Annotated in this window: 25 protein-coding genes; all 25 read left to right on the top strand. The window is 62.4% G+C overall.

Annotation, left to right across the window (positions count from 1 at the left end; all coding sequences use genetic code 11):
* The first annotated feature begins 42 nt into the window (after window positions 1–42).
* The 25 genes from VUG52_RS07895 to fliP all read left to right on the top strand — a co-directional run bounded on the left by VUG52_RS07895 (window position 43) and on the right by fliP (window position 26,203).
* Entirely contained in the window at window positions 43–3,525 is a 3,483-nt protein-coding gene (locus VUG52_RS07895) for a glycosyltransferase family 2 protein (protein WP_331832660.1), read from the top strand.
* 243 nt (window positions 3,526–3,768) lie between these two features.
* Window positions 3,769–4,704 (top strand): ketoacyl-ACP synthase III, encoded by a 936-nt coding sequence (locus VUG52_RS07900; protein ID WP_050706683.1) that lies wholly within the window; start codon window positions 3,769–3,771, stop codon window positions 4,702–4,704.
* 238 nt (window positions 4,705–4,942) lie between these two features.
* Entirely contained in the window at window positions 4,943–5,791 is an 849-nt protein-coding gene (locus tag VUG52_RS07905) for a flagellin domain-containing protein (RefSeq protein ID WP_050706682.1), read from the top strand.
* Window positions 5,792–5,863: 72 nt separating this feature from the next.
* Entirely contained in the window at window positions 5,864–6,238 is a 375-nt protein-coding gene (locus VUG52_RS07910) for a flagellar protein FlaG (protein WP_050706681.1), read from the top strand.
* 78 nt (window positions 6,239–6,316) lie between these two features.
* Window positions 6,317–7,720, top strand: coding sequence for a flagellar filament capping protein FliD (fliD, locus tag VUG52_RS07915; RefSeq protein WP_050706680.1), 1,404 nt, complete (start codon window positions 6,317–6,319; stop codon window positions 7,718–7,720).
* Window positions 7,721–7,851: 131 nt separating this feature from the next.
* Window positions 7,852–8,247 carry a flagellar export chaperone FliS gene (fliS, locus tag VUG52_RS07920; protein ID WP_050706679.1) on the top strand — a complete coding sequence of 132 codons (396 nt, stop codon included), beginning with the start codon at window positions 7,852–7,854 and terminating at the stop codon, window positions 8,245–8,247.
* Window positions 8,248–8,261: 14 nt separating this feature from the next.
* Entirely contained in the window at window positions 8,262–8,558 is a 297-nt protein-coding gene (locus VUG52_RS07925) for a flagellar protein FliT (RefSeq protein WP_186714840.1), read from the top strand.
* 166 nt (window positions 8,559–8,724) lie between these two features.
* Window positions 8,725–10,200, top strand: coding sequence for a transcriptional regulator FleQ (fleQ, locus tag VUG52_RS07930; protein ID WP_262951843.1), 1,476 nt, complete (start codon window positions 8,725–8,727; stop codon window positions 10,198–10,200).
* Between the two features lie 162 nt (window positions 10,201–10,362).
* Window positions 10,363–11,580, top strand: a complete 1,218-nt coding sequence (locus VUG52_RS07935; RefSeq protein ID WP_262951853.1) for a sensor histidine kinase — start codon at window positions 10,363–10,365, stop codon at window positions 11,578–11,580.
* Entirely contained in the window at window positions 11,577–12,953 is a 1,377-nt protein-coding gene (locus tag VUG52_RS07940) for a sigma-54-dependent transcriptional regulator (RefSeq protein ID WP_050706675.1), read from the top strand. The genes VUG52_RS07935 and VUG52_RS07940 overlap by 4 nt, the downstream gene beginning before the upstream one ends.
* Before the next feature lie 107 nt (window positions 12,954–13,060).
* Window positions 13,061–13,393 (top strand): flagellar hook-basal body complex protein FliE, encoded by a 333-nt coding sequence (gene fliE, locus VUG52_RS07945; protein ID WP_050706674.1) that lies wholly within the window; start codon window positions 13,061–13,063, stop codon window positions 13,391–13,393.
* A gap of 15 nt (window positions 13,394–13,408) precedes the next feature.
* Window positions 13,409–15,187 carry a flagellar basal-body MS-ring/collar protein FliF gene (fliF, locus tag VUG52_RS07950; RefSeq protein WP_050706673.1) on the top strand — a complete coding sequence of 593 codons (1,779 nt, stop codon included), beginning with the start codon at window positions 13,409–13,411 and terminating at the stop codon, window positions 15,185–15,187.
* The gene (gene fliG, locus VUG52_RS07955) at window positions 15,180–16,199 is read left to right on the top strand and encodes a flagellar motor switch protein FliG (RefSeq protein WP_023631000.1); all 1,020 of its coding nucleotides are present in this window, start codon (window positions 15,180–15,182) and stop codon (window positions 16,197–16,199) included. Before fliF ends, fliG begins: the two co-directional genes overlap by 8 nt.
* Window positions 16,200–16,392: 193 nt before the next feature.
* Complete coding sequence (gene fliH, locus VUG52_RS07960; RefSeq protein WP_262974386.1) at window positions 16,393–17,166, top strand: flagellar assembly protein FliH; 774 nt, start codon at window positions 16,393–16,395, stop codon at window positions 17,164–17,166.
* Window positions 17,156–18,511, top strand: coding sequence for a flagellar protein export ATPase FliI (gene fliI / locus VUG52_RS07965; RefSeq protein WP_038706560.1), 1,356 nt, complete (start codon window positions 17,156–17,158; stop codon window positions 18,509–18,511). Before fliH ends, fliI begins: the two co-directional genes overlap by 11 nt.
* A 6-nt stretch (window positions 18,512–18,517) precedes the next feature.
* Entirely contained in the window at window positions 18,518–18,970 is a 453-nt protein-coding gene (gene fliJ / locus VUG52_RS07970; protein WP_050706671.1) for a flagellar export protein FliJ, read from the top strand.
* Window positions 18,971–19,049: 79 nt separating this feature from the next.
* On the top strand, window positions 19,050–19,355 hold the full coding sequence (locus tag VUG52_RS07975; protein ID WP_050706670.1) for an STAS domain-containing protein: 306 nt from the start codon (window positions 19,050–19,052) through the stop codon (window positions 19,353–19,355).
* 8 nt (window positions 19,356–19,363) lie between these two features.
* Window positions 19,364–21,055 carry a fused response regulator/phosphatase gene (locus VUG52_RS07980; protein ID WP_262974385.1) on the top strand — a complete coding sequence of 564 codons (1,692 nt, stop codon included), beginning with the start codon at window positions 19,364–19,366 and terminating at the stop codon, window positions 21,053–21,055.
* 50 nt (window positions 21,056–21,105) lie between these two features.
* Entirely contained in the window at window positions 21,106–21,453 is a 348-nt protein-coding gene (locus VUG52_RS07985; protein ID WP_050706668.1) for an Hpt domain-containing protein, read from the top strand.
* A gap of 67 nt (window positions 21,454–21,520) precedes the next feature.
* Window positions 21,521–22,867, top strand: a complete 1,347-nt coding sequence (locus tag VUG52_RS07990; protein WP_050706667.1) for a flagellar hook-length control protein FliK — start codon at window positions 21,521–21,523, stop codon at window positions 22,865–22,867.
* Window positions 22,868–23,013: 146 nt separating this feature from the next.
* Entirely contained in the window at window positions 23,014–23,511 is a 498-nt protein-coding gene (gene fliL, locus VUG52_RS07995) for a flagellar basal body-associated protein FliL (RefSeq protein ID WP_050706666.1), read from the top strand.
* 10 nt (window positions 23,512–23,521) lie between these two features.
* The gene (gene fliM, locus VUG52_RS08000; RefSeq protein ID WP_050706665.1) at window positions 23,522–24,490 is read left to right on the top strand and encodes a flagellar motor switch protein FliM; all 969 of its coding nucleotides are present in this window, start codon (window positions 23,522–23,524) and stop codon (window positions 24,488–24,490) included.
* Window positions 24,491–24,536: 46 nt separating this feature from the next.
* Window positions 24,537–25,001, top strand: coding sequence for a flagellar motor switch protein FliN (fliN, locus tag VUG52_RS08005; protein WP_050706705.1), 465 nt, complete (start codon window positions 24,537–24,539; stop codon window positions 24,999–25,001).
* Window positions 25,002–25,448 (top strand): flagellar biosynthetic protein FliO, encoded by a 447-nt coding sequence (gene fliO, locus VUG52_RS08010; RefSeq protein ID WP_050706664.1) that lies wholly within the window; start codon window positions 25,002–25,004, stop codon window positions 25,446–25,448. It abuts the gene before it with no gap.
* Window positions 25,448–26,203: a flagellar type III secretion system pore protein FliP gene (fliP, locus tag VUG52_RS08015; RefSeq protein ID WP_050706663.1), complete on the top strand. Its 756-nt coding sequence runs from the start codon at window positions 25,448–25,450 to the stop codon at window positions 26,201–26,203. Before fliO ends, fliP begins: the two co-directional genes overlap by 1 nt.
* Window positions 26,204–26,215 lie beyond the last annotated feature (12 nt).

Raw genomic sequence — 26,215 nt, forward strand, 5'->3', positions numbered from 1 at the left:
GGGCATTTATTGTTTCTGCTGCTTGTGAACTCGAGGTCAACGGTGACACGCAAACTATTCTCCAAACGCTCACAGCCATACTACATCTATGCGCCGGATTATCGCCGCAGTTCTGCAGGTATTCGCGTTCTGCATATGTTGTGTGATGCACTCAACCGTTCGGGGCAGGAAGCTTATGTCACGACCCGCGTGCTGGAGCCGCAGTTGGTAACCCCTTACCTGACGGACGATATCATCGCGCTTCACAAATCTCAGCGGCTTGAACCTATCGTGGTTTATCCGGAGATCGTCGACGGTAACCCGCTAGGCGGAAAAGCCGTTGTTCGCTATCTGCTGAACAAGCCTGGGCATCTGGGAGGACGTGGCGAATATGCCAAGGATGACCTGATTTTCGCCTACACCCGGGGTTTGTTGCCTGCCGGTGTGTCAGAGCAAAACGTATTGTACTGTCCCGCCATTGACCTGAGCATTTTCCGTCCGCCGCTTGATGGTAATACCCGTGTGCCAGGCAAAGTATGCTATTACCAGGGGCGAAGCGGTCAGGCGCTCGTTGATCCCACCCTCCTACCGCCGGATGCGGTGGAAATAACACCCACGTTCCCGGGGTCCTGGGAGGCTCTGGCAAGCCTATTCCAGCAGTGTGAGTACCTCTATTTGGGAGAACGCTCGGGTTTGGCTGCCGAAGCCGTCTTGTGTGGTTGTGTATGTATTGTCATCCCTGGCAAATGGGCGCCTGAGCCATTATCCCTGTCTGAGAATAATAGCTATGGGACCGCGTGGGGAAATTCTCCCGAGGCTGTCAAGCGGGCTCGCGAAACCCTCCCGTTGTTGCATGCGCGTCAGGTCGAGCATCAATCGAGCTTCTGGTCTTCGCTTGATTACTTCATCGAGACGACTCAGGCGGTAGCCGAGTCCATGGCAATAGCTGACCGCTTCGGTAGGTTGAGTTGGTTGCGCGAGCGTGTTCCTGATGCCCAGCAACTCGCTCTGATTGCTCAGCGACTTGATAGCGCACAAGTGCCGCTTCTGGATGTGATCATCCTGAATGTGGAGGATAATTGCGATGCGTTGCAACGGAGTCTGGCCAGTCTAGCTGACAATACCTACATCCCTTCTCGGGTCTTTGTGCTGGGGGGGGAGTGTCTCGAGACTGCGGATGTCCAGTGGCTTGCTGTCGACACCTCGCCGAAGGTCGAGGTCATCAATGCCGCGATACGACAAAGTACAGCGAGTTGGGTGCTCCTGGTCGAAGCGGGAGTTGAATTTACTGATAGTGGCTTGCTTGTTGCTGCTCTCGACTTGCTGGATGCTCCTGATGATTGCCTGGCGGTGTACGCCGACGAGGTTTTGCGTGCGAAGAGTGGCGTCATCGACGTGCATTTCCGACCTGACCTGAGTCTGGATTTGCTGTTGAGTGATCCGGCGGGGCAATCGCGGCACTGGTTATATCGACGCGAGAGGTTGGAGCAGGCTCGATTCGCCGTTGAGGCGGGCGCGGCGTTCGAACTGGCCTACCAGTTGAGTCTGATCGAGCAGTTTGGGCTTGCCTGCATCGGGCATATCAATGAACCGCTGCTCATTACCGAAGAGTGGCAGGGGGCATCTCAATCTGATGAGCGTGCCGTGATTGAGCGGCATCTTCGAGCGCGCGGTTATCCCCAGGCTTGTGCCGCCGAAAAGCCCGGTGGTGGCTACAGGATCGATTATGCCCACGGTCAACAACCGTTCGTAAGCATCCTGGTTTATCTCGAAGGAAGCCTGGCACTTTGTCAGCGTTGTGTCGAAAGTCTTCTGGAAACTACCCAATATCCTCATTTTGAGCTTTTACTGATCGATCCCGGTATCGATGACGAAGCGACGTTGGCGTGGTTAGCCCTCATAGAGCAATTAGGCGCCTCTCGTATGAAGGTTGTGCGCTCGCCATCAGTCTCGAATTGGGCGAGCCATTGCAACGCCGCAGCCGAGTATGCCTGTGGTGACTTCTTGCTCTGGTTGAGTGCGGGTATTGGGGTTTTCGAAGGTAATTGGATGTCCCAAATGCTCAATCATGGCCAGCGTCCCGAGGTCGGGGCGGTCGGGGCCAAGCTGGTGACCGATGAGTTCAAGGTTTACCATGCCGGTCTAGTGCTGGGCCTTGGTGGTGAGGTGGGGCGTGCATTCACTGACTGGCCGGGTCAGGATGCCGGCTACATGGGGCGGTTGCAGGTCGACCAGAATTATTCCGCAGTAAGTAGCGAGTGTTTCATGATCTCGCGCGCTGTGTTTGTCGAGCTTGAGGGGTTTAGCGAGGATCCGTTGCTTGCGCCTTGGGTTGATGTTGACCTTTGCTTGCGACTCCGGCAGGCGGGGTATCTGAATGTCTGGACGCCTCACGCCCAGTTGCTCATCAGTCCTGTGCCGAGGCCGTCAGCAACTTCCGAGCAAGAGAATGCATTGTTCGAGCGCTGGCTTCCTCAGCTGGCAAACGACCCAATCTACAACTCGAATCTTTCTTTACGACGCGATCAAGCCTTTGTTCCTGACAATAATGTCATTGTCTGGCGTCCGACAAAGGGCATCTTGCCGACCGTGCTGGCCTATACGTCGGATACTCAAGCCTCAGCGCAGGACCGGCTGATCCAGCCTGGTGCACACTTGCGGGAGGCAGGAATGGTCGATGCCCTTGTATTGCAGAAACCATTGATGCCGGTCGAGTTGGAGCGACTCAAGCCTGATACTGTCATTTGGCAACGCCCGGTTGATGACGGCGCGTTGAGCTCCGCGCGGCGTCTGCGCACATTTTCCACTGCTCTGCAGATTTACGACCTGGACGGTTACCTGCCGCACATGGCAATCGGGAAATCCTACGATGCGGATGATCTTCTTCAGCGCTTACGCTTGGGTCTGATGCAGGCGGACCGGGTACTGGTGGCGACACCAGCCCTGGCAGACCTGGTGCAAGGGCATTGTGATGATGTGCGCGTGCTTCAGAGTGCACTGCCAACCAGTTGGCGAAACCTGAAAAGTCAGCGTCGGGTGGGTGATAAGCCGCGAGTCGGTTGGGTGGGAACGGCGGAGGCGGGTGAATTGCTTGCCCAGGTGGTACCAGCGCTGGTGACCGATGTCGACTGGGTGGTCTTGGGTGAATGTCCGTTGCATTTGCAGCCGTATGTAAAGGAGCAATACGCGAGTGTCGCTGCGGATAGGCTTCCTGCTGCCCTGGCCGCTTTGAACCTCGACCTGGCATTGGCGCCCATGCTTGAGAGCATGGCTAATGCCTGTGCGGGTAGCCAGCGTGTGTTGCAGCATGCAGCCTGCGGCCACCCGGTCATATGCAGTCGGGTAAATGGCTTTACTGGTGCCGATGCATTACCGCTGTCCAGGGCGGACAATAACGCAAGTGATTGGCTGCGGATGATCCGCATGCACCTGGCGGATCGAGATGCTTCGGCTGCCTTGGGTGATGCCCTGCAGGCTGCGGTGCGAGCGGATTGGCTGCTTGAAGGAGCGAGGCTGGAAGAGTGGCGCCGGGCTTGGCTTGCGTAAGTTGAAGGCGTGAGTCAAGCACCGGCTTCCCGTCAGAGGGCGAGTGGCGGTAGACATCAATAGGCGTTTCAGGGGGGGCACGTGCCAACTGTGAGTGATGCTTGTTCAAGCAGTGACTTGGCAGTCGAAACGTGCATCTCTAATCTATTGAGTCTGTGGGTAGCTGTGTCGGCATGACAAGCAAAGCTTGTGAGCCTGTCCTTTGAGCCCGCATTTTTTCGCTATTTCCATCGGGAAGCCACAATGATTGGCATCAAAAGCATCGCCAGTTACGTACCTGCCGAAGGCGTCGACAACTACGCCCAAGGCGCGAAATTTGGCAAAGACCAGGATTTCATCTTTGGCAAGATCGGCTCGACCTTCCTGCCACGCAAGGGTGTCGACCAAGAGACCTCCGATCTTTGTGTCGAGGCTGCCCGCACGTTGTTTGCCGCCAATCCAACGCTTGATCCGGCAGCCATCGATATCGTCATCGTAGTTACCCAGAACGGCGATGCCGAAGGGCTGCCGCATACGGCGGCCATCGTGCAGCACAAGCTGGGCCTGCCCACTGCGGTTGCCGCTTTCGACGTCTCCCTGGGCTGCTCGGGTTATGTCTACGGTCTGTATGCAATGAAAGGCTTCATGGAGGCTGCAGGCCTGAAGAACGGCTTGCTGCTGACAGCCGACCCTTACTCCAAGATCGTTGACCCCGAAGACCGTAATACCACCATGCTATTCGGCGATGCCGCCACCGCCACCTGGATGGGGGGGGATGCCATCTGGCAGCTGGGCCGGTCGCTGTTTGGCAGTGACGGCGCGGGGGCCGAGCACCTGCGCACAACCGATGGCAAATTCTTCATGAACGGTCGTCAGGTGTACAACTTCGCTTTGGTCAAGGTACCGGCCCACCTGCAGCAATTGCTCGAGGCCAGCCAGTTGCGGGCTGACGATGTAGATCTCTATTGCCTGCACCAGGGGAGCGCGGCGATCGTCGACGCGGTGGCCCAGCGCTTCGACGAAGGGCGCCATCGCGAGAAGTTCATCAAGGACATGGTCGAGACCGGCAATACGGTGTCCTCGAGCATTCCGTTGTTGCTCGAGAAGCATGTGCTCGGCTCGCAGCACAAGCGGGTGGCGCTGAGCGGGTTCGGCGTAGGGCTGTCGTGGGGCTCGGCGATCATCGAGCGCTGTAATTAAGCGTGGCACCCTTCAAGCGCTGACCATTTCCGGTCGGCGCTTTTGTTTTAGGTGCTGTTTTCCTGGCGTCAATCCCTTGATTTCATTGGGGTGGCAGGGTGCCAGTAAAAAAATTGAGAATTCGGCCTAAAGCAAACTGCCCTGACGACGATAAACATTACGAAGGTTCTCTAGGCCACCTACCCGGCGAATTGCCAAGGCCGGAAGCCGTAGTACCCAATCCAACGAGGAATTCGTCATGGCTTTGACTGTAAACACTAACACCACCTCTCTGGGCGTTCAGAAGAACCTGAACCGTGCTTCCGACGCACTGAGCACCTCGATGACCCGTCTGTCTTCCGGCCTGAAAATCAACAGCGCCAAAGACGACGCCGCCGGCCTGCAGATCGCTACCCGCATGACCTCGCAGATCCGTGGTCAGACCATGGCTATCAAGAACGCCAACGACGGTATCTCCATCGCCCAGACCGCTGAAGGCGCGATGCAAGAGCAGACCAACATGCTGCAGCGTATGCGCGAACTGGCACTGCAGTCGCGAAACGACTCCAACAGCACCGAAGACCGTGCCGCTCTGGACAAAGAGTTCCAGTCGCTGGCTTCGGAACTGACCCGTATCGCCAACAGCACCCAGCTGAACGGCAAGAACCTGCTGGACGGTTCGGCTTCGACCATGACCTTCCAGGTTGGCTCGAACACCGGTGGCATCAACCAGATCAGCATCAACCTGAGCCAGAAGTTCGACGCCACTTCCCTGGGCATCGCTTCGACCGTCAACATCCAAGGTTCGACCAGCGCCCTGGCTGAAACCAACTACAGCGCCGCCGTTACCGCGATCGACAAGGCTCTGCAGACCATCAACACCAACCGTGCTGACCTGGGTGCCGCCCAGAACCGTCTGACCAGCACCATCAACAACCTGCAGAACATCAACGAGAACGCCGAAGCCGCTCGTGGCCGTGTACAGGACACCGACTTCGCTGCTGAAACTGCCCAGCTGACCAAGCAGCAGACTCTGCAACAGGCTTCGACCTCGGTTCTGGCCCAGGCCAACCAGCTGCCATCGGCAGTCCTGAAGCTGCTGGGCTAATCTGCCTGATAGCTGATGGCGGGGGAGTGCTCTCCAGGCGCTTCCCCGCTTTTTCATTGTGAGGTGGTGGACATGGACATGAGCGTCAAGCTGAACCTGTCTTACCCGGCTGCGCGCACGGCCGAGCAAGTTGCCGAAAAGCCGGTCGCCCGGCCGGATGTTCCCGGTGACAGCGAAAAAAGGCAGGATTCGACCAGGGTGCAAGGCGCCGACAAGGTCCAGGCTGCCGACAAGGTCAAGGAAGCTGTCTCGGAAATCGAGAAGTTTCTCAAGGAAACACGACGTAACCTGGAGTTCTTCACCGATGAAGAGTCCGGTAAGATCGTGGTAAAGGTCATCGCCAGTGAAACAGGTGAGTTGATTCGACAGTTGCCCTCTGAAGAGGCCTTGCGGATCGCCCATAGCCTGAGTGATGTCAAAAGTATTCTGTTCGACGCCAAGGTCTGATTGGCGGCGAGCGCAAATAAGTGATTCAAGTCGGCCTTGCAGGAGCGGGGCGGGCCCATCGAAGAGAGGAGCGACAGCATGGCAAGCCCGATTACTACCAACACGGGTGCGGGCTACGGGCTCGATATCAAGAACATCGTCAGTGTGTTGGTGAATGCCGATACTGCGGCCAAAGCCAACCAGATTGCTCGGCAGTCGAGCAACAACTCCGCGATGATTTCCGGTATCGGCTCCCTGCGCAGCGCCCTCACGGCGTTCCAGGACGCCATGAAGAAGCTCAACGACAAGAATGCGCCTGCGTTCAATGCGTTTGCTGGTACTTCTGCCAACGAAAACGTTGTCAAGATCAAGTCCAGTAACTCGGCGGTTGCTGGCAACTACGACATCAAGGTCGATCAGTTGGCCACTGGCTCCAAAGTCGCCAGCCAGCAGTTCGTGGGTGGGGCCTCCACGGCGATCAGTGCCGGTGAGCTGACCGTCAGCCAGAACGGCAAGGACTACAAGATCAATGTTGCCAGTGGTGCCACGCTGCAGAGCGTGCGTGACCAGATCAACAAGGAGATGGGTGCCAAGGGTATCACCGCCAACATCATCAACGAGGCGGGCGGTTCGCGACTGGTGTTCAGTTCCACCACTACCGGCAAGGGCAGTGACATTTCCGTTGGCGGCATTCCGGAGCTGGCCATCGATGGCACCCAGAAAATTTCCGGGAGTGGCGCGGGTTATATCACCGGGCTCGCCCAGGATGCGCAGTTCTCCATCGACGGTTTGGCGCTGACCAGTTCGAAAAACACCGTCGACCAGGCTGTCAGTGGCCTGACGCTGGAGCTCACGGGCGTATCTGCGAAGGATACAACCACGAAGGTTACCGTGGCGCAGGACAACGAAGGGCTGAAAAAATCGGTGCAGTCGTTCGTCGACGCGTACAACACCCTGCAGAAGGCTGTCACTGCGCTGGTCACGCCGACCAAGGACGCCAACGGCAACGTCACCAGTCTGGGTCCGCTGACCAACGACCCGACTACTCGATCGTTGCTTGCCGATGTTCGCAAGGTGCTGACCGAAACCGGTTCGGGTGACAAGCTGACCACGCTCAGCCAGCTGGGGATCAATACCCAGAAGGACGGCACCCTTGAATTCAACAGCACCAAGTTTAACGCAGCGCTGAACGACAAGAAGTTGGGCTCTGAAATCCAGGAGTTGTTCACGGGCACCAACGGTGTGTTCGAGCGGATGAACAAGGCGATCGATCCGTACAATGCCACCGGTGGGTCGCTGGATACTCGCAAGAGCAACCTCGACAAGGTGGCCCGAAACCTGGAGAACCAGAAGACGGCATTGGATCGTCGCACTGAGTTGCTGACTACATCGCTGACCAAGAAATTCTCTGCGCTCGATACCGCTCTGGCCAAGATGAAGAAGCAGGGCGAGCAGATCACCTCGATCTTCGAGGCGATCAACGCCCAGGCCAAGAAGTCCTGATCGATCGAGCATGACAAAAGCCCGGCGGCGCCCTACAGGCGTGCCGGGCTTTGTCTTTTCCGGCTAAAGTTTTTTGACGCGGCGGCGATACAAGAGGTATATGCACCTTTTCGCTGCAACGAGGTAGATCCATGAACCCGATGTTGGCCCTTCGGCAATACCAGAAAGTCAATGGCGTGGCACAGACTTCCGAAGCCAGTCCGCACCGCCTGGTACAGATGCTCATGCAGGGTGGTCTCGACCGCCTGGCTCAGGCCAAGGGCGCCATCGCCCGCAAGGATGTTGCCCAGAGGGGTGTTCTGATCGGCAAGGCAATCGACATCATCGGTGGCCTGCGTGAAGGTCTCGACCTGGAAAATCATGCCGAGAGCCTGGCTGATCTGGACAACCTGTACACGTACATGAGCCGGCGTCTGCTTGAGGCCAATGTGAAGGGTGATCCCGAGATCATCGACGAAGTCGCGCGCCTGCTGATCACGGTCAAGGAAGGCTGGGATGCGATCGGCGAACAGCAGCCGACGCCCTGAACCAGGAGGTTGTCATGAGTGAGGTGATCGAGCGTATCGACCAGACCCGCGAGCTGCTGCTCGCCGCCCTGGCCAGTCGTGACTGGGAGGCGGTTGGCGAGCTGGATCTGGAGTGCCGCCTGTGCGTCGACGATGTGCTGGCCGAGGCGTTGTCGAACGAGGATGAGGTGCGTGCCAGCCTGGAGCAGTTGCAGGCTGTCTATCGGCAGCTAATCGAAGTTGCAAGTGGTGAGCGTCAATCGGTAGTCGACGAGATGGCGAAGATACGTCAGGCGGAAAACGCGACAAAGGTATACCATTTGTTCACCTGACCACAGGTGACACAAAAATCAGCGCGCCATAAATTTGACTGTGTGCCGTTTTTTGACTTTACTAGTGGCTGTTTTCGAAATTCAGACGTCCGAACACTGACCATTCAGTCGGAATGATGTCGTGCACGCCTTCGGGCGCCGATATGACTAGGGAAGTTGCTATTGCATGTGGCGTGAAACCAAGATTCTCCTGATCGATGACGACAGCGAACGCCGCCGCGATCTGGCGGTGGTCCTGAATTTTCTCGGCGAAGAAAACCTGTCCTGCTCCAGCGACAACTGGCAGCAGGTGGTCGAGGGTTTGTCTTCCAGCCGTGAAGTGCTGTGCGTCCTGATCGGTACCGTAAATGCCCCGGCCAGCGTGCTGGGGCTCCTTAAGACAGTGGCTGGATGGGATGAGTTCCTTCCGGTTCTGCTTCTGGGTGAAATTTCTTCCGCGGACTTCCCCGAGGACCTGCGCCGCCGTGTGCTGTCCAACCTCGAGATGCCGCCGAGCTACAGCCAGTTGCTCGACTCCCTGCACCGTGCCCAGGTCTATCGCGAGATGTACGACCAGGCCCGCGAGCGTGGTCGCCAGCGCGAGCCCAACCTGTTCCGCAGCCTGGTGGGTACCAGCCGTGCCATCCAGCATGTGCGGCAGATGATGCAGCAAGTGGCCGACACCGATGCCAGCGTGCTGATCCTCGGCGAGTCGGGCACCGGCAAGGAAGTGGTGGCGCGCAACCTGCACTACCACTCCAAGCGTCGCGAGGCGCCGTTCGTGCCAGTCAACTGCGGGGCGATCCCGGCGGAGCTGCTCGAAAGCGAACTGTTCGGCCACGAGAAGGGCGCCTTCACCGGGGCGATCACCAGCCGTGCCGGGCGCTTCGAGCTGGCCAACGGTGGTACGCTGTTCCTCGACGAAATCGGCGACATGCCGCTGCCGATGCAGGTCAAGCTGCTGCGCGTGCTGCAGGAGCGCACCTTCGAGCGGGTCGGCAGCAACAAGACCCAGAGCATCGACGTGCGCATCATCGCCGCGACGCACAAGAACCTCGAGACCATGATCGAGGATGGGACCTTCCGCGAGGATTTGTATTACCGGCTGAACGTGTTCCCGATCGAGATGGCGCCATTGCGTGAGCGGGTGGAAGACATCCCGTTGCTGATGAACGAGCTGATCTCGCGCATGGAGCACGAGAAGCGCGGCTCGATTCGCTTCAATTCCGCGTCGATCATGTCGCTGTGCCGCCACGGTTGGCCGGGCAACGTCCGCGAGCTGGCCAACCTCGTGGAGCGCATGGCGATCATGCACCCGTATGGGGTGATCGGCGTGGCGGAGCTGCCGAAGAAGTTCCGTTATGTGGATGACGAGGATGAGCAGCTGGTCGACAGCCTGCGCTCCGATCTCGAGGAGCGCGTGGCGATCAACGGCCATGCGCCGAACTTCGCCAGCCACGCCATGCTGCCGCCCGAGGGGCTGGACCTCAAGGACTACCTCGGCAGCCTGGAGCAGGGGCTGATCCAGCAGGCGCTGGACGATGCCAATGGTATCGTTGCCCGTGCCGCCGAGCGCCTGCGCATCCGTCGCACCACGCTGGTGGAGAAGATGCGCAAGTACGGCATGAGCCGCCAGGGTGGCGAGGAGCAGGCGGACGACTGATCCCGTCTTGCCTGGACACAATGGTCGGGGGGGCTGTGACAGCCCCGGCCATTGCCTTCGATCAACGATCCCGCATTCGATTATCCCCATCTCCGGCACGGCTATTGCTACACCGCAGGCAACATACCGTTTTTATGACGGTCAGCCATGCGAGAGAGCACGATGCCCCAGGCCGCCCACCGTTCCCATGCCGCCGATCCGCGCGGGCACACCCCGCTCGAGCAGGAAAGCCGGCAGGGCCTTGAGCAGGCGTTCGCCCTGTTCGATCAGGTTTCCAGCCAGCTGAGCCAGTCCTACACCATGCTCGAGACGCGGGTCAGCGAGCTCAAGGGCGAGCTGGCGGTGGTCAGTGCGCAGCGCATGGCCGAGCTCGATGAGAAGGAGCGCCTGGCCAATCGCCTGCAGAACCTGCTCGACCTGCTGCCGGGCGGGGTGATCGTGATCGACGCAGAAGGGTGTGTGCGTGAAGCCAATCCGGCGGCCTGCGAGTTGCTCGGCGAGCCATTGATCGGCATGCGCTGGCGCGAGGTGATCGCCCGCAGTTTCGCGCCGCGTGACGATGACGGTCATGAGGTCTCCCTGCGTGACGGGCGTCGTCTGTCCATCGCGACGCGCTCGCTGGATGCCGAGCCGGGGCAGTTGGTGCTGCTCAACGACCTGACCGAAACCCGCCGCATGCAGGATCAGCTGGCGCGGCACGAACGCCTGTCGTCCCTGGGCCGCATGATCGCGTCCCTGGCGCACCAGATCCGCACGCCGCTCTCGGCGGCGATGCTCTATGCCAGTCACCTGGCCGAACCGCAGCAGGTATTGACGGACGAAACCCGGCTGCGCTTTGCCGGCAACCTCAAGGAGCGTCTCCACGAACTCGAGCACCAGGTGCGCGACATGCTGGTGTTCGCCCGCGGGGAGTTGCCGCTCAATGACCGCATCAGCCCCAAGGCGTTGTTCCAGGCGCTGCAACAGGCAGCTCATGCCCATGTCGAGGGGCATGCGGTGCGCTGGCAGTGCGACAGTCGCCTGGGGGAGTTGCTGTGCAACCGTGACACCCTGGTCGGCGCCTTGCTCAACCTCATCGAGAATGCCCTGCAGGCCAGCAGCGGGCCGGCGAAACTCAAGGTGCACCTGTCGCGCCGCGACGACAATCTGCGCGTGTGCGTCAGCGATGCCGGCAGCGGTATCGACGCGCAGTTGCTGGCGCGCCTGGGCGAGCCGTTCGTGACCACCAAGGCGACCGGCACCGGCTTGGGATTGGCGGTGGTCCAGGCGGTGGTGCGTGCGCACCGCGGCACCCTGCAGCTACGCTCCAGGCTTGGGCGTGGCACCTGTGTCACCGTGCTGCTGCCGTTGATCGACGGCCGTGGGGAGGTAAATCAATGAGCGTCAAGGTGCTGCTGGTCGAGGATGATCGGGTTCTGCGCCAGGCGTTGGCCGACACCCTGGAGATCGGCGGTTTCTGCCACCGTGCCGTCGGCAGTGCCGAGGAGGCCTTGCTGGCGGTGGCTGAAGAGTCGTTCAGCCTGGTGGTCAGCGACGTGAACATGCCGGGCATGGACGGTCATCAACTGCTCGCCCAGCTGCGTCGGCAGCACCCACAGCTACCGGTGTTGCTGATGACCGCCCATGCGGCGGTGGAGCGGGCGGTGGAGGCCATGCGCCAGGGGGCTGTCGATTACCTGGTCAAGCCTTTCGAGCCCGCAGCGCTGAACGGCCTGGTGGCGCGTCATGCCGTCGGCAGCGCTGCCGGCAGCGATGACGAGGGGCCGGTGGCGTGCGAACCGGCCAGCCGGCAATTACTGGAATTGGCGGCACGGGTTGCACAAAGCGACTCCACCGTGCTGATCTCCGGTGAGTCGGGAACCGGCAAGGAAGTGCTGGCGCGCTACATCCATCAGCAGTCGCGGCGGGCGGATCAGCCTTTCGTGGCGATCAACTGCGCGGCCATCCCGGACAACATGCTCGAGGCGACCCTGTTCGGCCATGAAAAGGGCGCCTTCACCGGGGCGATCGCCGCCCAGGCGGGCAAGTTCGAGCAGGCCGACGGTGGCACCTTGTTGCTGGACGAGATCTCCGAGATGCCGCTCGGCTTGCAAGCCAAGCTGCTGCGGGTGCTGCAGGAGCGCGAAGTCGAGCGCGTCGGTGGGCGCAAGCCCATCGCCCTGGACATCCGCATCCTTGCCACGACCAACCGCGACCTGGTGGGGGAGGTGGCGGCCGGCCGTTTCCGTGAAGACCTGTACTACCGCCTTTCGGTATTCCCCATGGCCTGGCGCTCCCTGCGCGAGCGTCCTGCCGATATCCTGCCGCTGGCTGAGCGCCTGCTGGCGCGCCATGCCCGCAAGATGCGCCATGCCCAGGTGTGCCTGTCCAGCGAGGCGCGGGCGTGCCTGCAGGCGTATGCCTGGCCAGGGAATGTGCGGGAGCTGGACAACGCCGTGCAGCGGGCGCTGATCCTGCAGCAGGGTGGTGTGATCGAGGCGGCGGATTTCTGTCTGGCTGGCGCCATTCCATTGTCGGTGCCGAAAGTGGCCACTATTGAGCCATTGTCCGTTGAGCCGGTTGCCGAGGTTGGCGGGCTGGGCGACGACATGCGGCGTCATGAGTTCCAGATGATCATCGACACCTTGCGTGCTGAGCGTGGCCGTCGCAAGGAGGCTGCCGAGCGCCTGGGGATCAGCCCCCGCACCTTGCGCTACAAGCTGGCGCAGATGCGTGACGCGGGCCTGGATGTCGAGGCCAGCCTGTTCGGTTGATGCGTCGTTTTGAATGATTTTCGGGTTGGCTGGCACTCCTCTTGCTAGTTCCAACCCATTCGCTGCACGAGTGTCAAAAAAAGTGCGGCAGCCGGAGAGAGAAGTCCATGACCCAAGGTGTTGAATTCAATCGTCTGATGTTGGACATGCGTGCCATGCAGGCCGAAGCCATGTCCCAGCCCAAGGCTGTCGCCGCGCCTGAACTGGCGCCAGGCCAGAGCAGCTTTGCCGACATGCTTGGCCAGGCCATTGGCAAGGTGCATGAAACGCAGCAGGCCTCCTCCCAGCTGTCCAACGCTTTCGAGATCGGCAAGAGCGGGGTCGACCTGACCGATGTGATGATCGCCTCGCAGAAGGCCTCGGTGTCGTTCCAGGCCCTGACCCAGGTGCGCAACAAACTGGTACAGGCGTACCAGGACATCATGCAGATGCCGGTATAAGGGCGAGAGTGAGTCATGGCCGAAGCAGTCGTCGATAACGCCCCCGCCAAGAGTGGTCCGCCAGCGGCCAAGCCGCCGCTGTTCGGCATGGCGTTCCTGGAAAACATCTCGCAGATGCCCATGCTGCGTCAGGTCGGCCTGCTGGTCGGCCTGGCCGCCAGCGTGGCCATCGGTTTCGCCGTGGTGCTGTGGTCGCAGCAGCCGGATTACCGGCCGCTGTACGGCAGCCTGGCGGGCACCGACACCAAGCAGGTGATCGATGCCCTGACCGCCGCCGATATCCCCTATCGCGTGGAGCCGAACTCCGGCGCCCTGCTGGTCAAGGCCGACGACCTCTCCCGTGCGCGCCTGAAACTGGCCTCCGCCGGTGTCGCGCCAAGCGATGGCAACGTCGGCTTCGAGTTGCTCGACAAGGAGCAGGGCCTGGGCACCAGCCAGTTCATGGAAGCCACCCGCTACCGTCGCAGCCTGGAAGGCGAGCTGGCGCGTACCGTGTCGAGCCTGAACAATGTCAAGGCCGCCCGCGTGCACCTGGCGATCCCGAAAAGCTCGGTGTTCGTGCGCGACGAACGCAAGCCCAGCGCCTCGGTGCTGGTCGAGCTGTACCCGGGTCGTGCCCTGGAGGCGGGCCAGGTGATGGCCATCGTCAACCTCGTGGCCACCAGTGTTCCGGAACTGGACAAGTCCCAGGTGACCGTGGTCGACCAGAAGGGCAACCTGCTTTCCGACCAGTTGCAGGACACCGCCCTGACCATGGCGGGCAAGCAGTTCGACTACAGCCGCCGCATGGAAGGCATGCTCACCCAGCGCGTGCACAATATCCTCCAGCCGGTGCTGGGCAACGACCGCTACAAGGCCGAGGTGTCGACCGACGTTGACTTCAGCGCCGTCGAGTCCACCTCCGAGCAGTTCAATCCAGACCAGCCGGCGCTGCGCAGCGAACAGTCGGTCAACGAACAGCGTGCCAGCAGCCAGGGCCCGCAAGGTGTGCCGGGCGCCCTGAGCAACCAGCCGCCGGCCGGCGCCTCCGCGCCCGAAAACGCCAAGGCCGCCGCCACGCCGGCCGGTGCCATCCAGCCTGGGCAGCCGCTGGTGGACGCCAACGGCCAGCAGATCATGGACCCGGCCACCGGCCAGCCGATGCTCGCGCCGTACCCGAGCGACAAGCGTCAGCAAAGCACCAAGAACTTCGAGCTGGACCGCTCCATCAGCCACACCCGTCAGCAGCAAGGTCGCCTGACCCGCCTGTCGGTAGCCGTGGTGGTGGACGACCAGGTCAAGCTCGACGCCGCCACCGGCGAAACCACCCGCACTCCGTGGGGTGCCGAAGACCTGGCGCGCTTCACTCGCCTGGTGCAGGACGCAGTGGGCTTCGATGCCAGCCGTGGCGACAGCGTCACCGTGATCAACGTGCCGTTCGCCGCCGACCGTGGCGACGAGCTGGTCGACATTCCGTTCTACTCGCAGCCATGGTTCTGGGACATCGTCAAGCAGGTGCTGGGCGTGCTGTTCATCCTGGTGCTGGTGTTCGGCGTGCTGCGTCCGGTGCTCAACAACATCACAGGTGGCGGCAAGCAGGCTGCCACGGACAGCGACATGGAGCTGGGCGGCATGATCGGTCTGGATGGCGAACTGGCCAACGACCGCGTCAGCCTGGGTGGCCCGACAAGCATTCTGTTGCCGAGCCCGAGCGAGGGTTACGAGGCACAGCTCAACGCAATCAAGGGCCTGGTGGCCGAAGACCCGGGCCGCGTGGCCCAGGTCGTGAAAGAGTGGATCAACGCCGATGAGTGACAATCGAGCCATTACCGCCAAGCTGAGCCGCGTCGACAAGGCGGCCATCCTCCTGCTCTCGCTCGGCGAGACCGATGCCGCGCAGGTCCTGCGCCACATGGGGCCCAAGGAAGTGCAGCGGGTCGGTGTGGCCATGGCGCAAATGGGCAACGTCCATCGCGAGCAGGTCGAGCAGGTGATGAGCGAGTTCGTCGAGATCGTCGGCGACCAGACCAGCCTGGGCGTCGGTTCCGACGGCTATATCCGCAAGATGCTCAACCAGGCGCTCGGCGAGGACAAGGCCAATGGCCTGATCGACCGCATCCTGCTCGGTGGCAACACCAGCGGCCTGGACAGCCTCAAGTGGATGGAGCCGCGTGCCGTGGCCGACGTCATCCGCTACGAGCACCCGCAGATCCAGGCCATCGTGGTCGCCTACCTCGACCCCGACCAGGCCGGCGAGGTGCTGAGCAATTTCGACCACAAGGTGCGCCTTGACATCGTCCTGCGCGTGTCGTCGCTCAACACCGTGCAGCCGGCGGCGCTCAAGGAACTCAACCAGATCCTCGAGAAGCAGTTCTCCGGCAACTCCAATGCCGCGCGCACTACCCTGGGTGGCATCAAGCGCGCCGCCGACATCATGAACTTCCTCGACAGTTCCGTGGAAGGCGCGCTCATGGACTCGATCCGCGAGATCGACAGCGACCTGTCGGAGCAGATCGAAGACTTGATGTTCGTCTTCAACAACCTGGCCGACGTCGACGACCGTGGCATCCAGGCGCTGCTGCGCGAGGTGTCCTCGGACGTGCTGGTGGTGTCGCTCAAGGGCGCCGACGAGCGGGTCAAGGACAAGATCTTCAAGAACATGTCCAAGCGAGCGTCGGAGCTGCTGCGCGACGACCTGGAGGCCAAGGGGCCGGTGCGGGTCAGCGACGTGGAAACGGCGCAGAAGGAAATCCTCACCATCGCCCGCCGCATGGCCGAGGCCGGCGAGATCGTGCTGGGCGGCAAGGGCGCCGAGGAAATGATCTGACCTGCGGGGTAACGCGGTCCCTTGTAGGAGCGGCCTCGCCGAGGCGTCGGACCTGTCGGAAAAGGCAGCAGGGCTGCCCCGACAATTTTGCGGTGACATCGAGATCGTGGGGCTGCTGCGCAGCCCTTTCGCGACGCAAGGCCGCTCCTACAGGGGCGCGTTGGTTGCAGATGGCTTTTGAGTACCTGAAAACATGTCCACCACCGAACATCCCAGCGACCTGATCCGTGCCCGCGACCTCGAGGGCGTGGATGTGTGGGCGCTGCCCAGCTTCGACCCCGAGCCCGAGCCGCAACCCGAGCCGGAGCCTGAGGTCATCGAGGACGAAGTCGAGGAGGTGCCGCTGGAGGAAGTCCAGCCGCTGACCCTCGAAGAGCTCGAGGCCATCCGTCAGGAGGCCTACAACGAGGGCTTCGCCACTGGCGAGCGCGAAGGCTTCCATAGCACCCAGCTGAAGGTTCGCCAGGAGGCCGAAGTGGCCCTGGCGGCCAAATTGGCCAGCCTCGAACAGGTCATGAGTCATCTGCTCGAGCCCATTGCCGAGCAGGACACCCAGATCGAGAAAGCCCTGGTGCAACTGGTCGCCAGCATGACCCGCCAGGTCATCGGTCGCGAGTTGCGCAGCGATTCGAGCCAGATCACCCACGTCCTGCGTGAGGCGCTGAAACTGCTGCCGATGGGCGCCGACAACATCCGTATCCACCTCAATCCGCAGGATTTCGAGCTGGCCAAGGCCTTGCGCGAGCGTCATGAGGAGAGCTGGAAACTGCTCGAGGATGAGTCGTTGCTGCCGGGCGGCTGCCGGATCGAGACCGCTCACAGCCGTATCGACGCGACCATGGAGACCCGCATCGAAAAGGCCGTGACGCAGCTGTTCGACCAGTCTCACGACCAGGCCCTGCATCCTGCTGCGGCGGATATATCCGTCGAGCTGGACGTGCCGGCGGGTGAAACCGATGCGCCTTGACCGCACCAGCTTCGGCAAGCGCCTGGAGGGCTACGCCGACGCGGTGAAGCTGCCCGACCAGCCGATCGTCGAAGGGCGCCTGCTGCGCATGGTCGGCCTCACCCTCGAGGCTGAAGGCCTGCGCGCTGCGGTGGGCAGCCGCTGCCTGGTGATCAATGACGACAGTTATCACCCGGTGCAGGTGGAGGCCGAAGTCATGGGCTTTGCCGGCAGCAAGGTGTTCCTGATGCCGGTCGGCAGCATTGTCGGCCTTGCTCCCGGTGCGCGCGTGGTGCCGCTGGACGACAGCGGTCGCCTGCCGATGGGCATGAGCATGCTTGGCCGGGTGCTCGACGGCGCCGGTCGCGCGCTGGACGGCAAGGGCGGGATGAAGGCCGAGGACTGGGTGCCGATGGACGGCCCGATCATCAACCCGCTCAACCGTGATCCGATCAGTCAGCCGCTGGATGTTGGCATCCGCAGTATCAACGGCTTGCTCACCGTCGGTCGTGGCCAGCGCCTGGGCCTGTTCGCCGGTACTGGTGTCGGTAAGTCGGTGCTGCTGGGCATGATGACCCGCTTTACCGAGGCCGAGATCATCGTGGTCGGCCTGATCGGCGAGCGGGGTCGGGAAGTGAAGGAGTTCATCGAGCACATCCTCGGCGAGGAGGGGCTCAAGCGCTCGGTAGTGGTCGCCTCGCCGGCGGATGACGCGCCCTTGATGCGTCTGCGCGCGGCGATGTATTGCACGCGAATTGCCGAGTATTTCCGCGACAAGGGCAAGAATGTCCTGCTGCTGATGGATTCGCTGACCCGCTTCGCCCAGGCCCAGCGCGAAATCGCCCTGGCCATCGGCGAGCCGCCCGCCACCCGCGGTTATCCGCCTTCGGTGTTCGCCAAGCTGCCCAAGTTGGTGGAGCGGGCTGGTAATGGCGAGCCGGGCGGTGGCTCGATCACCGCGTTCTACACGGTGCTGTCCGAAGGCGACGACCAGCAGGATCCGATCGCCGACTCGGCGCGGGGCGTGCTCGATGGTCACTTCGTGCTGTCCCGGCGCCTGGCCGAGGAAGGGCACTACCCGGCCATCGACATCGAGGCCTCGATCAGCCGGGTCATGCCCCAGGTGGTCGATCCCGATCACCTGCGTCAGGCGCAGAAGTTCAAGCAGCTCTGGTCGCGCCTGTCGCAGAGCCGTGACCTGATCAGCGTCGGCGCCTATGTGGCCGGTGGCGATCCGGAGACGGACCTGGCCATCGCCTTGCAACCCAAGCTGGTGGACTTCCTGCGCCAGCGCCTGGATGAGAACGTCGGCATGGCACAGAGCCGTGAAGAACTGGCCGCGGTGTTCGCGCCGCCGGCGGGCTGATAGACCATGGCCCAACCCAGCCGAGCGGCACGCCTGGTGCCGGTGGTGGACATGGCCGAGGAGGCCGAGCGCAAGGCCGCCCAGCGCCTGGGGCATTTCCAGAGGCTGCTCAGCGATGCCCAGGCCAAGCAGGCCGAGCTCGAGAGTTTTCGCGAGGCCTATCAGCAGCAGTGGATCAATCGCGGAAGCCAGGGCGTCGATGGCAACTGGCTGGTCAACTACCAGCGCTTCCTCGGGCAGCTGGAGACGGCGATGACCCAGCAGCGCCAGAGCATGGCCTGGCACCAGAACAACCTGAACAACGCCCGCAACACCTGGCAGCAGGCCTATGCCCGGGTCGAAGGGCTGCGCAAGCTGGTCCAGCGCTACCTGGATGAAGCGCGCCGGGCCGAGGACAAGCGCGAGCAGAAACTGCTCGACGAGCTGTCCCAGCGCCTCCCGCGCCAGAGCCACCCCTGATCGACCTGACTGGCGCCTGTCGCCAGTGCCTGCTAAACCTTCAGAAGTCGCATTCGCCATCATCGAAGGAATCGCTCGCATGGCAGTCGAAACTGATTTTTCACAGGACGGGAAAAAGCTGACGATCAAGGTCAAGGGTCGTTTCGATTTCGGCAAGCACCAGGAATTCAGGGACGCCTACGAGCATCAGCGCCCGCGCCCGGATTCGGTGGTGGTCGACCTGAAGGAGGCCACGTATCTCGACAGCTCGGCGTTGGGCATGTTGCTGCTGCTGCGCGACCATGTCGGTGGCGAGGATTCGGATATCCGTGTGGTCCATGCCAGCCCTGATGTGCGCAAGATTCTGGCAATCTCCAACTTCGAAAAGCTGTTCGACATCAGTTGAGCGTGGCCATGTCCGCCGATCAGCCGTTGACCGTGCTGGTGGCCGAGGACGGCGCCGCGGACAGGCTATTGCTGGCGCAGATCGTCCGCCGCCAGGGGCATGAGGTGGTCACGGCCGAGAACGGCGAGCAGGCGGTGGCGCTGTTCGCCGAGCGACGGCCGCAGCTGGTGCTGCTTGATGCGCTGATGCCGGTGATGGATGGTTTCGAGGCGGCCCGGCGGATCAAGTCGCTGGCCGGCGAGGCGCTGGTGCCGATCATCTTCCTGACTTCTCTTAATGAAGAGGAGGGGCTGGTGCGTTGCCTGGAGGCCGGTGGCGACGATTTCATGGCCAAACCCTACAGCGCCGTCATCCTGGCGGCGAAGATTCGTGCCATGGATCGCTTGCGTCGCCTGCAGGCGACGGTGCTGGAGCAGCGCGACCAGATCGCCCGCCATCACCATCACCTGCTCAACGAACAGCGGGTGGCCAAGGCGGTGTTCGACAAGGTCGCCCACTCCGGTTGCCTGGGTGCCTCGAACATCCGCTACCTGCAATCGCCCTACGCGCTGTTCAATGGCGATCTGTTGCTGGCGGCGTTTACCCCTTCGGGCGACATGCATGTGCTGCTGGGGGATTTTACCGGCCATGGCCTGCCGGCCGCGGTCGGCGCCATGCCGCTGGCGGAGGTGTTCTATGGCATGACCGCCAAGGGCTACGGCCTGGTCGAAACGCTGCGGGAGATGAACGCCAAGCTCAAGCGCATCCTGCCTGTGGACATGTTCTGTTGTGCGCTGTTGCTCAACCTGAGTTTCCAGCGAGAAACCGTGGAGCTCTGGAACGGCGGCATGCCGGATGGCTATCGCTTGTCGGCGCAAGGCGAGGTGCTCGAGGTGTTGCCTTCGCGTCACCTGCCGTTGGGCATTCTGCCACCTGAGCAGTTCGACGATACCACCGAGGTGAGGCCACTTGCGGTGGGAGAGCGATTGTTCCTGTTGTCCGATGGCGTAGTCGACACTGGGGATGCCCGGGAATGTCTGTTCGGCGTGGAGCGCCTGTTGGAAGTGCTGGCGGCCAACCGCGATCCGGTGGTGTTGTTCGACGAGGTCATGCAGGCACTGGCGGGCTTCGGCGGTCAGTCTCGTGACGATATCAGCCTGTGCGATATCCGTATGCTGGCGCCTGAACATGTAGTGCCGCAGGCGGTGGTGTACTCCGACAGTGGTCGTTCCAGCCCGCTGGACTGGTCGTTGCAGTTCGAGCTGCGGGGCGAGAGCCTGGGCCGCTTCAACCCGGTTCCTTACCTGGTACAGCTGTTGCAGGAAATTCACGGGCTCAGGCCCAGCAGTGGCAAGTTGCACAGTGTGCTCAGCGAGCTGTACTCCAACGCGCTGGAACATGGCGTGCTGGGGTTGGACTCGGCGCTCAAGCGCGACGCCAAAGGCTTCGCCGAGTACTATCGCCTGCGCGCCGAGCGCTTGGGGCGGCGGGTGCACGGCAGCGTCGGCATTGCCCTGCGGGTGGAACCTCAAGGTGCGGGTGGGCGTCTGATCATCGAGGTCCGCGACAGCGGCGCAGGCTTCGACGTGGAGCGCCTGTCGGTCACCACGCCGGTGGCGCAGGGCTTCAGTGGGCGAGGGGTGAGCCTGGTGCGGCGGTTGGCCGGCAATGCCCAGTGGTTGGAAGGTGGACGCTTGGCGCGGGTGGAGTTTCAATGGTGAGCCGGATTGCGCGGCTCGGGCCTAATCAGGCTTGATCAAGGAGTGAGCAAGTGGCGGACATGCATATTGATCAGAAGGTGCTGAGTGACTTGCGGGAGGTCATGGAAGATGGCTACCTGCAGTTGCTGGAAACCTTCCTGGAAGACTCCGAGCGGCGCCTGAGCCAGCTGCACGAGGCCAAGGATGCCGACGAGCTGGGCCTTGCCGCACACAGTTTCAAGGGTAGCAGCAGCAATATGGGGGCCGTGGGCCTGGCCGAGCTGTGTCAGCAGCTCGAGGAGCGAGTGCGTCAACAATCCTTGTATGGCATCGAGGACCTGATCAACCGTATCGACCAGGAGTACCTGGAGGTCCAGCGCTTCTACCGTGGCGAGCGTCAGCGAATCGCCGCCGAGTAAAGCTGGCGCGAGTTTTGCTTTTCTTCGCACAGACGCACTTTACCAGTTCTGCCGCGGAGACCTTTCAATGCCTGTCGCACCCAATCCATTGTTGCAAGCCGGCCTCGTCAATACGGCGTCGCGCCCGGCTGCCGGAGTGGCCGACAAGCCGCTGCAAGCCCCGGCCAGCCAGGGCGTTGGCTTCGACCAGGTCATGGCTCGCCAGGGGCGCGACAATGCTCCTTCCCGTGACGTGAAGGTGACCAAGGACGCCACCCCGGCCAAACCCAAGGAGCAGACAGCTCCCGCCAATGGCGGCAAGCCGCAGGATGCCAGCAAGCCAGTCGTTGCCGATGACGGCAAGAACTTGCCTGCGACGGCTGACACCAAGCCGGCCGGCGAAACGGACGAGTCGGCTGAGAGCAGCAATACTCCCTCCCTCGATGCCAATCTGGTGGCAGGGCAGATCACCGATGCCCAGGCCGGCGCGCAGCTGATCCAGGCCCAGGCCGAAGCGGTCGCGCCGGTTTTGCAGGCGGCGGTGCAGACGCCGCAACCCGCCGTGCCGGCTCCGCCGGTCGGTGAGGAGGTCCTCAAGGACGCAAACTTCGATCCGGACGCCGACCCACTGGCCGATATGCCGACCTTGCGTCTGGCGTTGGAGCACGAGGCCCAGGCCAAGGGTACGACTTCGGCGCATGCCGCCAGCGCGCGCCCGGAAAATGGCCAGGCGCCGGCCGACCCGGCCGCGACTGCCGTCAATACCTTGGCGAATGTGACAGAGAAGGCCGAGTCCGAGGCCGGGCACTCCGAGCGTGGCGACAAGGCGTTCGCCGGGCTGATCGACGATGGCCTCAAGGACATCAAGGAGGCCAGCAGCGACACGCGTGTGGATGACTTCGCCAATCGCCTGGCAAACCTGACGCAAGCGGCGACGCCCAAGACCGCCAACGCCGTGCCGGTAGCGCCGAACCCGCTGCAGCAGCCGCTGGCGATGAATCAGGGGGCCTGGACCGAAGGCCTGGTGAATCGGGTCATGTACCTGTCCAGCCAGAACCTTAAGTCGGCGGATATCCAGCTTGAACCTGCCGAGCTGGGTCGCCTGGACATTCGTGTCAATGTCGCGGCGGATCAATCCACCCAGATTCACTTTGTCAGCGGTCACGCCGGGGTGCGCGATGCTCTCGACAGCCAGGCCTTCCGTTTGCGCGAGTTGTTCGCCCAGCAAGGCCTGGCGCAGCCGGACGTCAGCGTGGCCGATCAGTCCCGTGAGCAGCAGCAACAGCAGCAGGCTCAGCAGGGTGGGTCGAACCTGTCCGGCGTCGCGGCGCGGCGCGCCGAGGCGGCCGGGGAGGGCGGCGAACTGGCCGATGCCGCGCATCCCGTCGAGCAGCAAACGGTGATCGGCAGCAGCATGGTCGACTACTACGCCTGATCTTCTCCCGGCCCTGGCCATGCCCCGTCGGGCGGGTACTTTCCCGCGACGGGGTGGGTGCTTTCCGACACGAGCGGATTTGGCATAACACTTGCTCAAGCCACGTCATCCTTCCTTGAAACCCCGATGGACGACGGATTATTGGCATGGCGAAGAGTGACGCAGTGAAAGACCCCGCCACTAAAGGCAAACTCAAGTTGATCCTGCTGCTGGTGCTGGCCCTGCTCCTGGCGGTCGGCCTGTCGGTAGGCGCTACCTGGTTCTTCATGCACAAGAGCGAGTCGGCGCCAGCGCCCGACGCCGCGCAGAGCAATGTCAAGCTGCCGGCGATCTACGAACCGCTGGCACCGGCCTTCGTGGTCAACTTCAACCAGAACGGCCGCCAGCGCTATATGCAGGTGAGCATCACCATGCAGGGGCGCAGCCAGGCCGACCTCGAAGCGCTCAAGGTGCACATGCCGGTGATCCGCAACAACCTGGTGATGATGTTCTCCGGCCAGGGCTTCGACACCCTTGCCGCCAGCCCCGTCGGGCAGGAGATGCTGCGCCAGAAGGCCACCGCGGTGGTGCAGGAAGTGGCGCAGAAGGAAGTCGGCAGGCCGGTCGTCGACCAGCTGCTGTTCACCAATTTCGTATTGCAGTAGGAGCACATAGATGGCCGTGCAGGACCTGCTGTCCCAGGATGAGATCGACGCCCTGCTGCATGGGGTGGACGATGGGCTGGTACAAACCGAGAGCGCTGGCGAGCCCGGCAGCATCAAGAGCTACGACCTGACCAGTCAGGACCGTATCGTGCGGGGTCGCATGCCGACCCTGGAAATGATCAACGAGCGTTTCGCCCGTTATACCCGCATCAGCATGTTCAACCTGCTGCGTCGCTCCGCCGACGTGGCGGTGGGCGGCGTGCAGGTGATGAAGTTCGGCGAGTACGTGCACTCGCTGTACGTACCCACCAGCCTCAACCTGGTCAAGATCAAGCCGTTGCGCGGCACCGCGCTGTTCATCCTCGACGCCAAGCTGGTGTTCAAGCTGGTGGACAACTTCTTCGGTGGCGACGGCCGTCACGCCAAGATCGAGGGTCGCGAGTTCACCCCGACCGAGCTGCGCGTGGTGCGCATGGTCCTGGACCAGTGCTTCGTCGACCTCAAGGAAGCCTGGCAGGCGATCATGCCGGTCAACTTCGAGTACATCAACTCCGAGGTCAACCCCGCCATGGCCAACATCGTCGGCCCCAGCGAGGCGGTGGTGGTCTCGACCTTCCACATCGAACTCGACGGCGGTGGCGGCGACCTGCACGTGACCATGCCGTATTCGATGATCGAGCCGGTGCGCGAAATGCTCGACGCCGGCTTCCAGTCCGATCTGGACGACCAGGACGAGCGCTGGGTCAAGGCCCTGCGCGAAGACGTGCTGGACGTCAACGTGCCGGTGTCGGCCACGGTCGCCCGTCGCCAGCTGAAGCTGCGTGACATCCTGCACATGCAGCCGGGCGACGTGATTCCGGTGGAACTGCCGGAGCACCTGGTGCTGCGCGCCAACGGCGTGCCGTCGTTCAAGGCGCGGCTGGGTTCGCACAAGGGCACCCTGTCGCTGCAGATCATCGACCCGATCGAACGCCGCTGACGGCGTGCCGGTCGCTCCAACGTATTGAATGCCTGTCGAGGAAATCATGGCTAACGAAAACGAGATCAATTCTCCCGAGGAACAGGCCCTGGCCGATGAGTGGGCTGCCGCCCTGGAAGAGACCGGTGATGCCGGTCAGTCCGACATCGACGCGCTGCTGGCCGCCGACGCCGCTTCGGCCGGCGCCGGCCGCCTGCCAATGGAAGAGTTCGCCAGCTCGCCCAAGCCCAACGAGCATGTCAGCCTCGAAGGCCCCAACCTGGACGTGATCCTGGATATCCCGGTGAGCATTTCCATGGAAGTGGGCAGCACCGAGATCAGCATCCGCAACCTGCTGCAGCTCAACCAGGGTTCGGTGATCGAACTCGACCGCCTGGCCGGCGAGCCGCTGGACGTGCTGGTCAACGGCACGCTGATCGCCCATGGCGAGGTGGTGGTGGTCAACGAGAAGTTCGGCATCCGCCTGACCGACGTGATCAGCCCCAGCGAACGTATCAAGAAGCTGCGCTGAGTGAAGGGCATGGTTCGGGGCATCACGGCTGTCGGGGCGTTGCTGGTCAGCGAGGCGGTGATCGCCGCCGCCGAGCCTGCTGCCGCATCGACGGCGGCGCCTGGTGGATTGGGTGCGCAGCTGGCGCAAACGGTGATCGGCCTGCTGTTGGTGGTAGGGCTGATCTTCTTCCTGGCCTGGCTGCTGCGGCGCATGCAGGGCAGCGCGCAGCAGGGCGCCCAGGTGATCGAGGTCATCGGCACCCGGGCCATCGGTCCGCGTGATCGGCTGCTGCTGGTGCAGGTCGGCAAGGAGCAGATCCTGATCGGCCATACCCCCGGCAGCATCGAGGCCCTGCACGTGCTGGCCGAACCCGTGGATGTGCCGGCCTCGGCGCGCCAGGCTACGCCGGAATTCGCCCAGCGGCTGCTCGAGCTGATGGGCAAGGACCAGAAGGACAAGAAGTGATGAGCGGCGCAGTGCGCTTTCTGTTGACCCTGGCGCTGCTGCTGGCCGCGCCGCTGGCCCTGGCCGCCGATCCGTTGTCGATTCCGGCCATCACCCTGTCCAGTGGGGCGGACGGGCAGCAGGAGTATTCGGTCAGCCTGCAGATCCTGCTGATCATGACGGCGCTGAGCTTCATTCCGGCGTTCGTCATCCTGATGACCAGCTTCACCCGCATCATCATCGTCTTCTCGATCCTGCGTCAGGCCCTGGGCCTGCAACAGACCCCGTCGAACCAGTTGCTTACCGGCATGGCGCTGTTCCTGACCATGTTCATCATGGCGCCGGTGTTCGATCGGGTGAACAAGGACGCCTTGCAGCCCTACCTGGCCGAGCAGATGACCGCCCAGCAGGCGATCGACACGGCCCAGGTACCCTTGAAGGACTTCATGCTGGCACAGACCCGGCAGAGCGATCTCGACCTGTTCATGCGCCTGTCCAAGCGCACCGACATCGCCGGGCCCGACCAGGTGCCGCTGACGATCCTGGTGCCGGCGTTCGTCACCTCCGAGCTCAAGACCGCATTCCAGATCGGCTTCATGATCTTCATCCCGTTCCTGATCATCGACATGGTGGTCGCCAGCGTGCTGATGGCCATGGGTATGATGATGCTGTCGCCATTGATCATCTCGCTGCCGTTCAAGATCATGCTGTTCGTCCTGGTCGATGGCTGGGCGCTGATCATGGGCACCCTGGCCGGAAGTTTCGGCGGTGTCTGACGCCGTCAAGGA

The organism is Pseudomonas sp. LH21 (assembly GCF_036549575.1).
GTDB classification, from domain to species: domain Bacteria; phylum Pseudomonadota; class Gammaproteobacteria; order Pseudomonadales; family Pseudomonadaceae; genus Aquipseudomonas; species Aquipseudomonas peradeniyensis.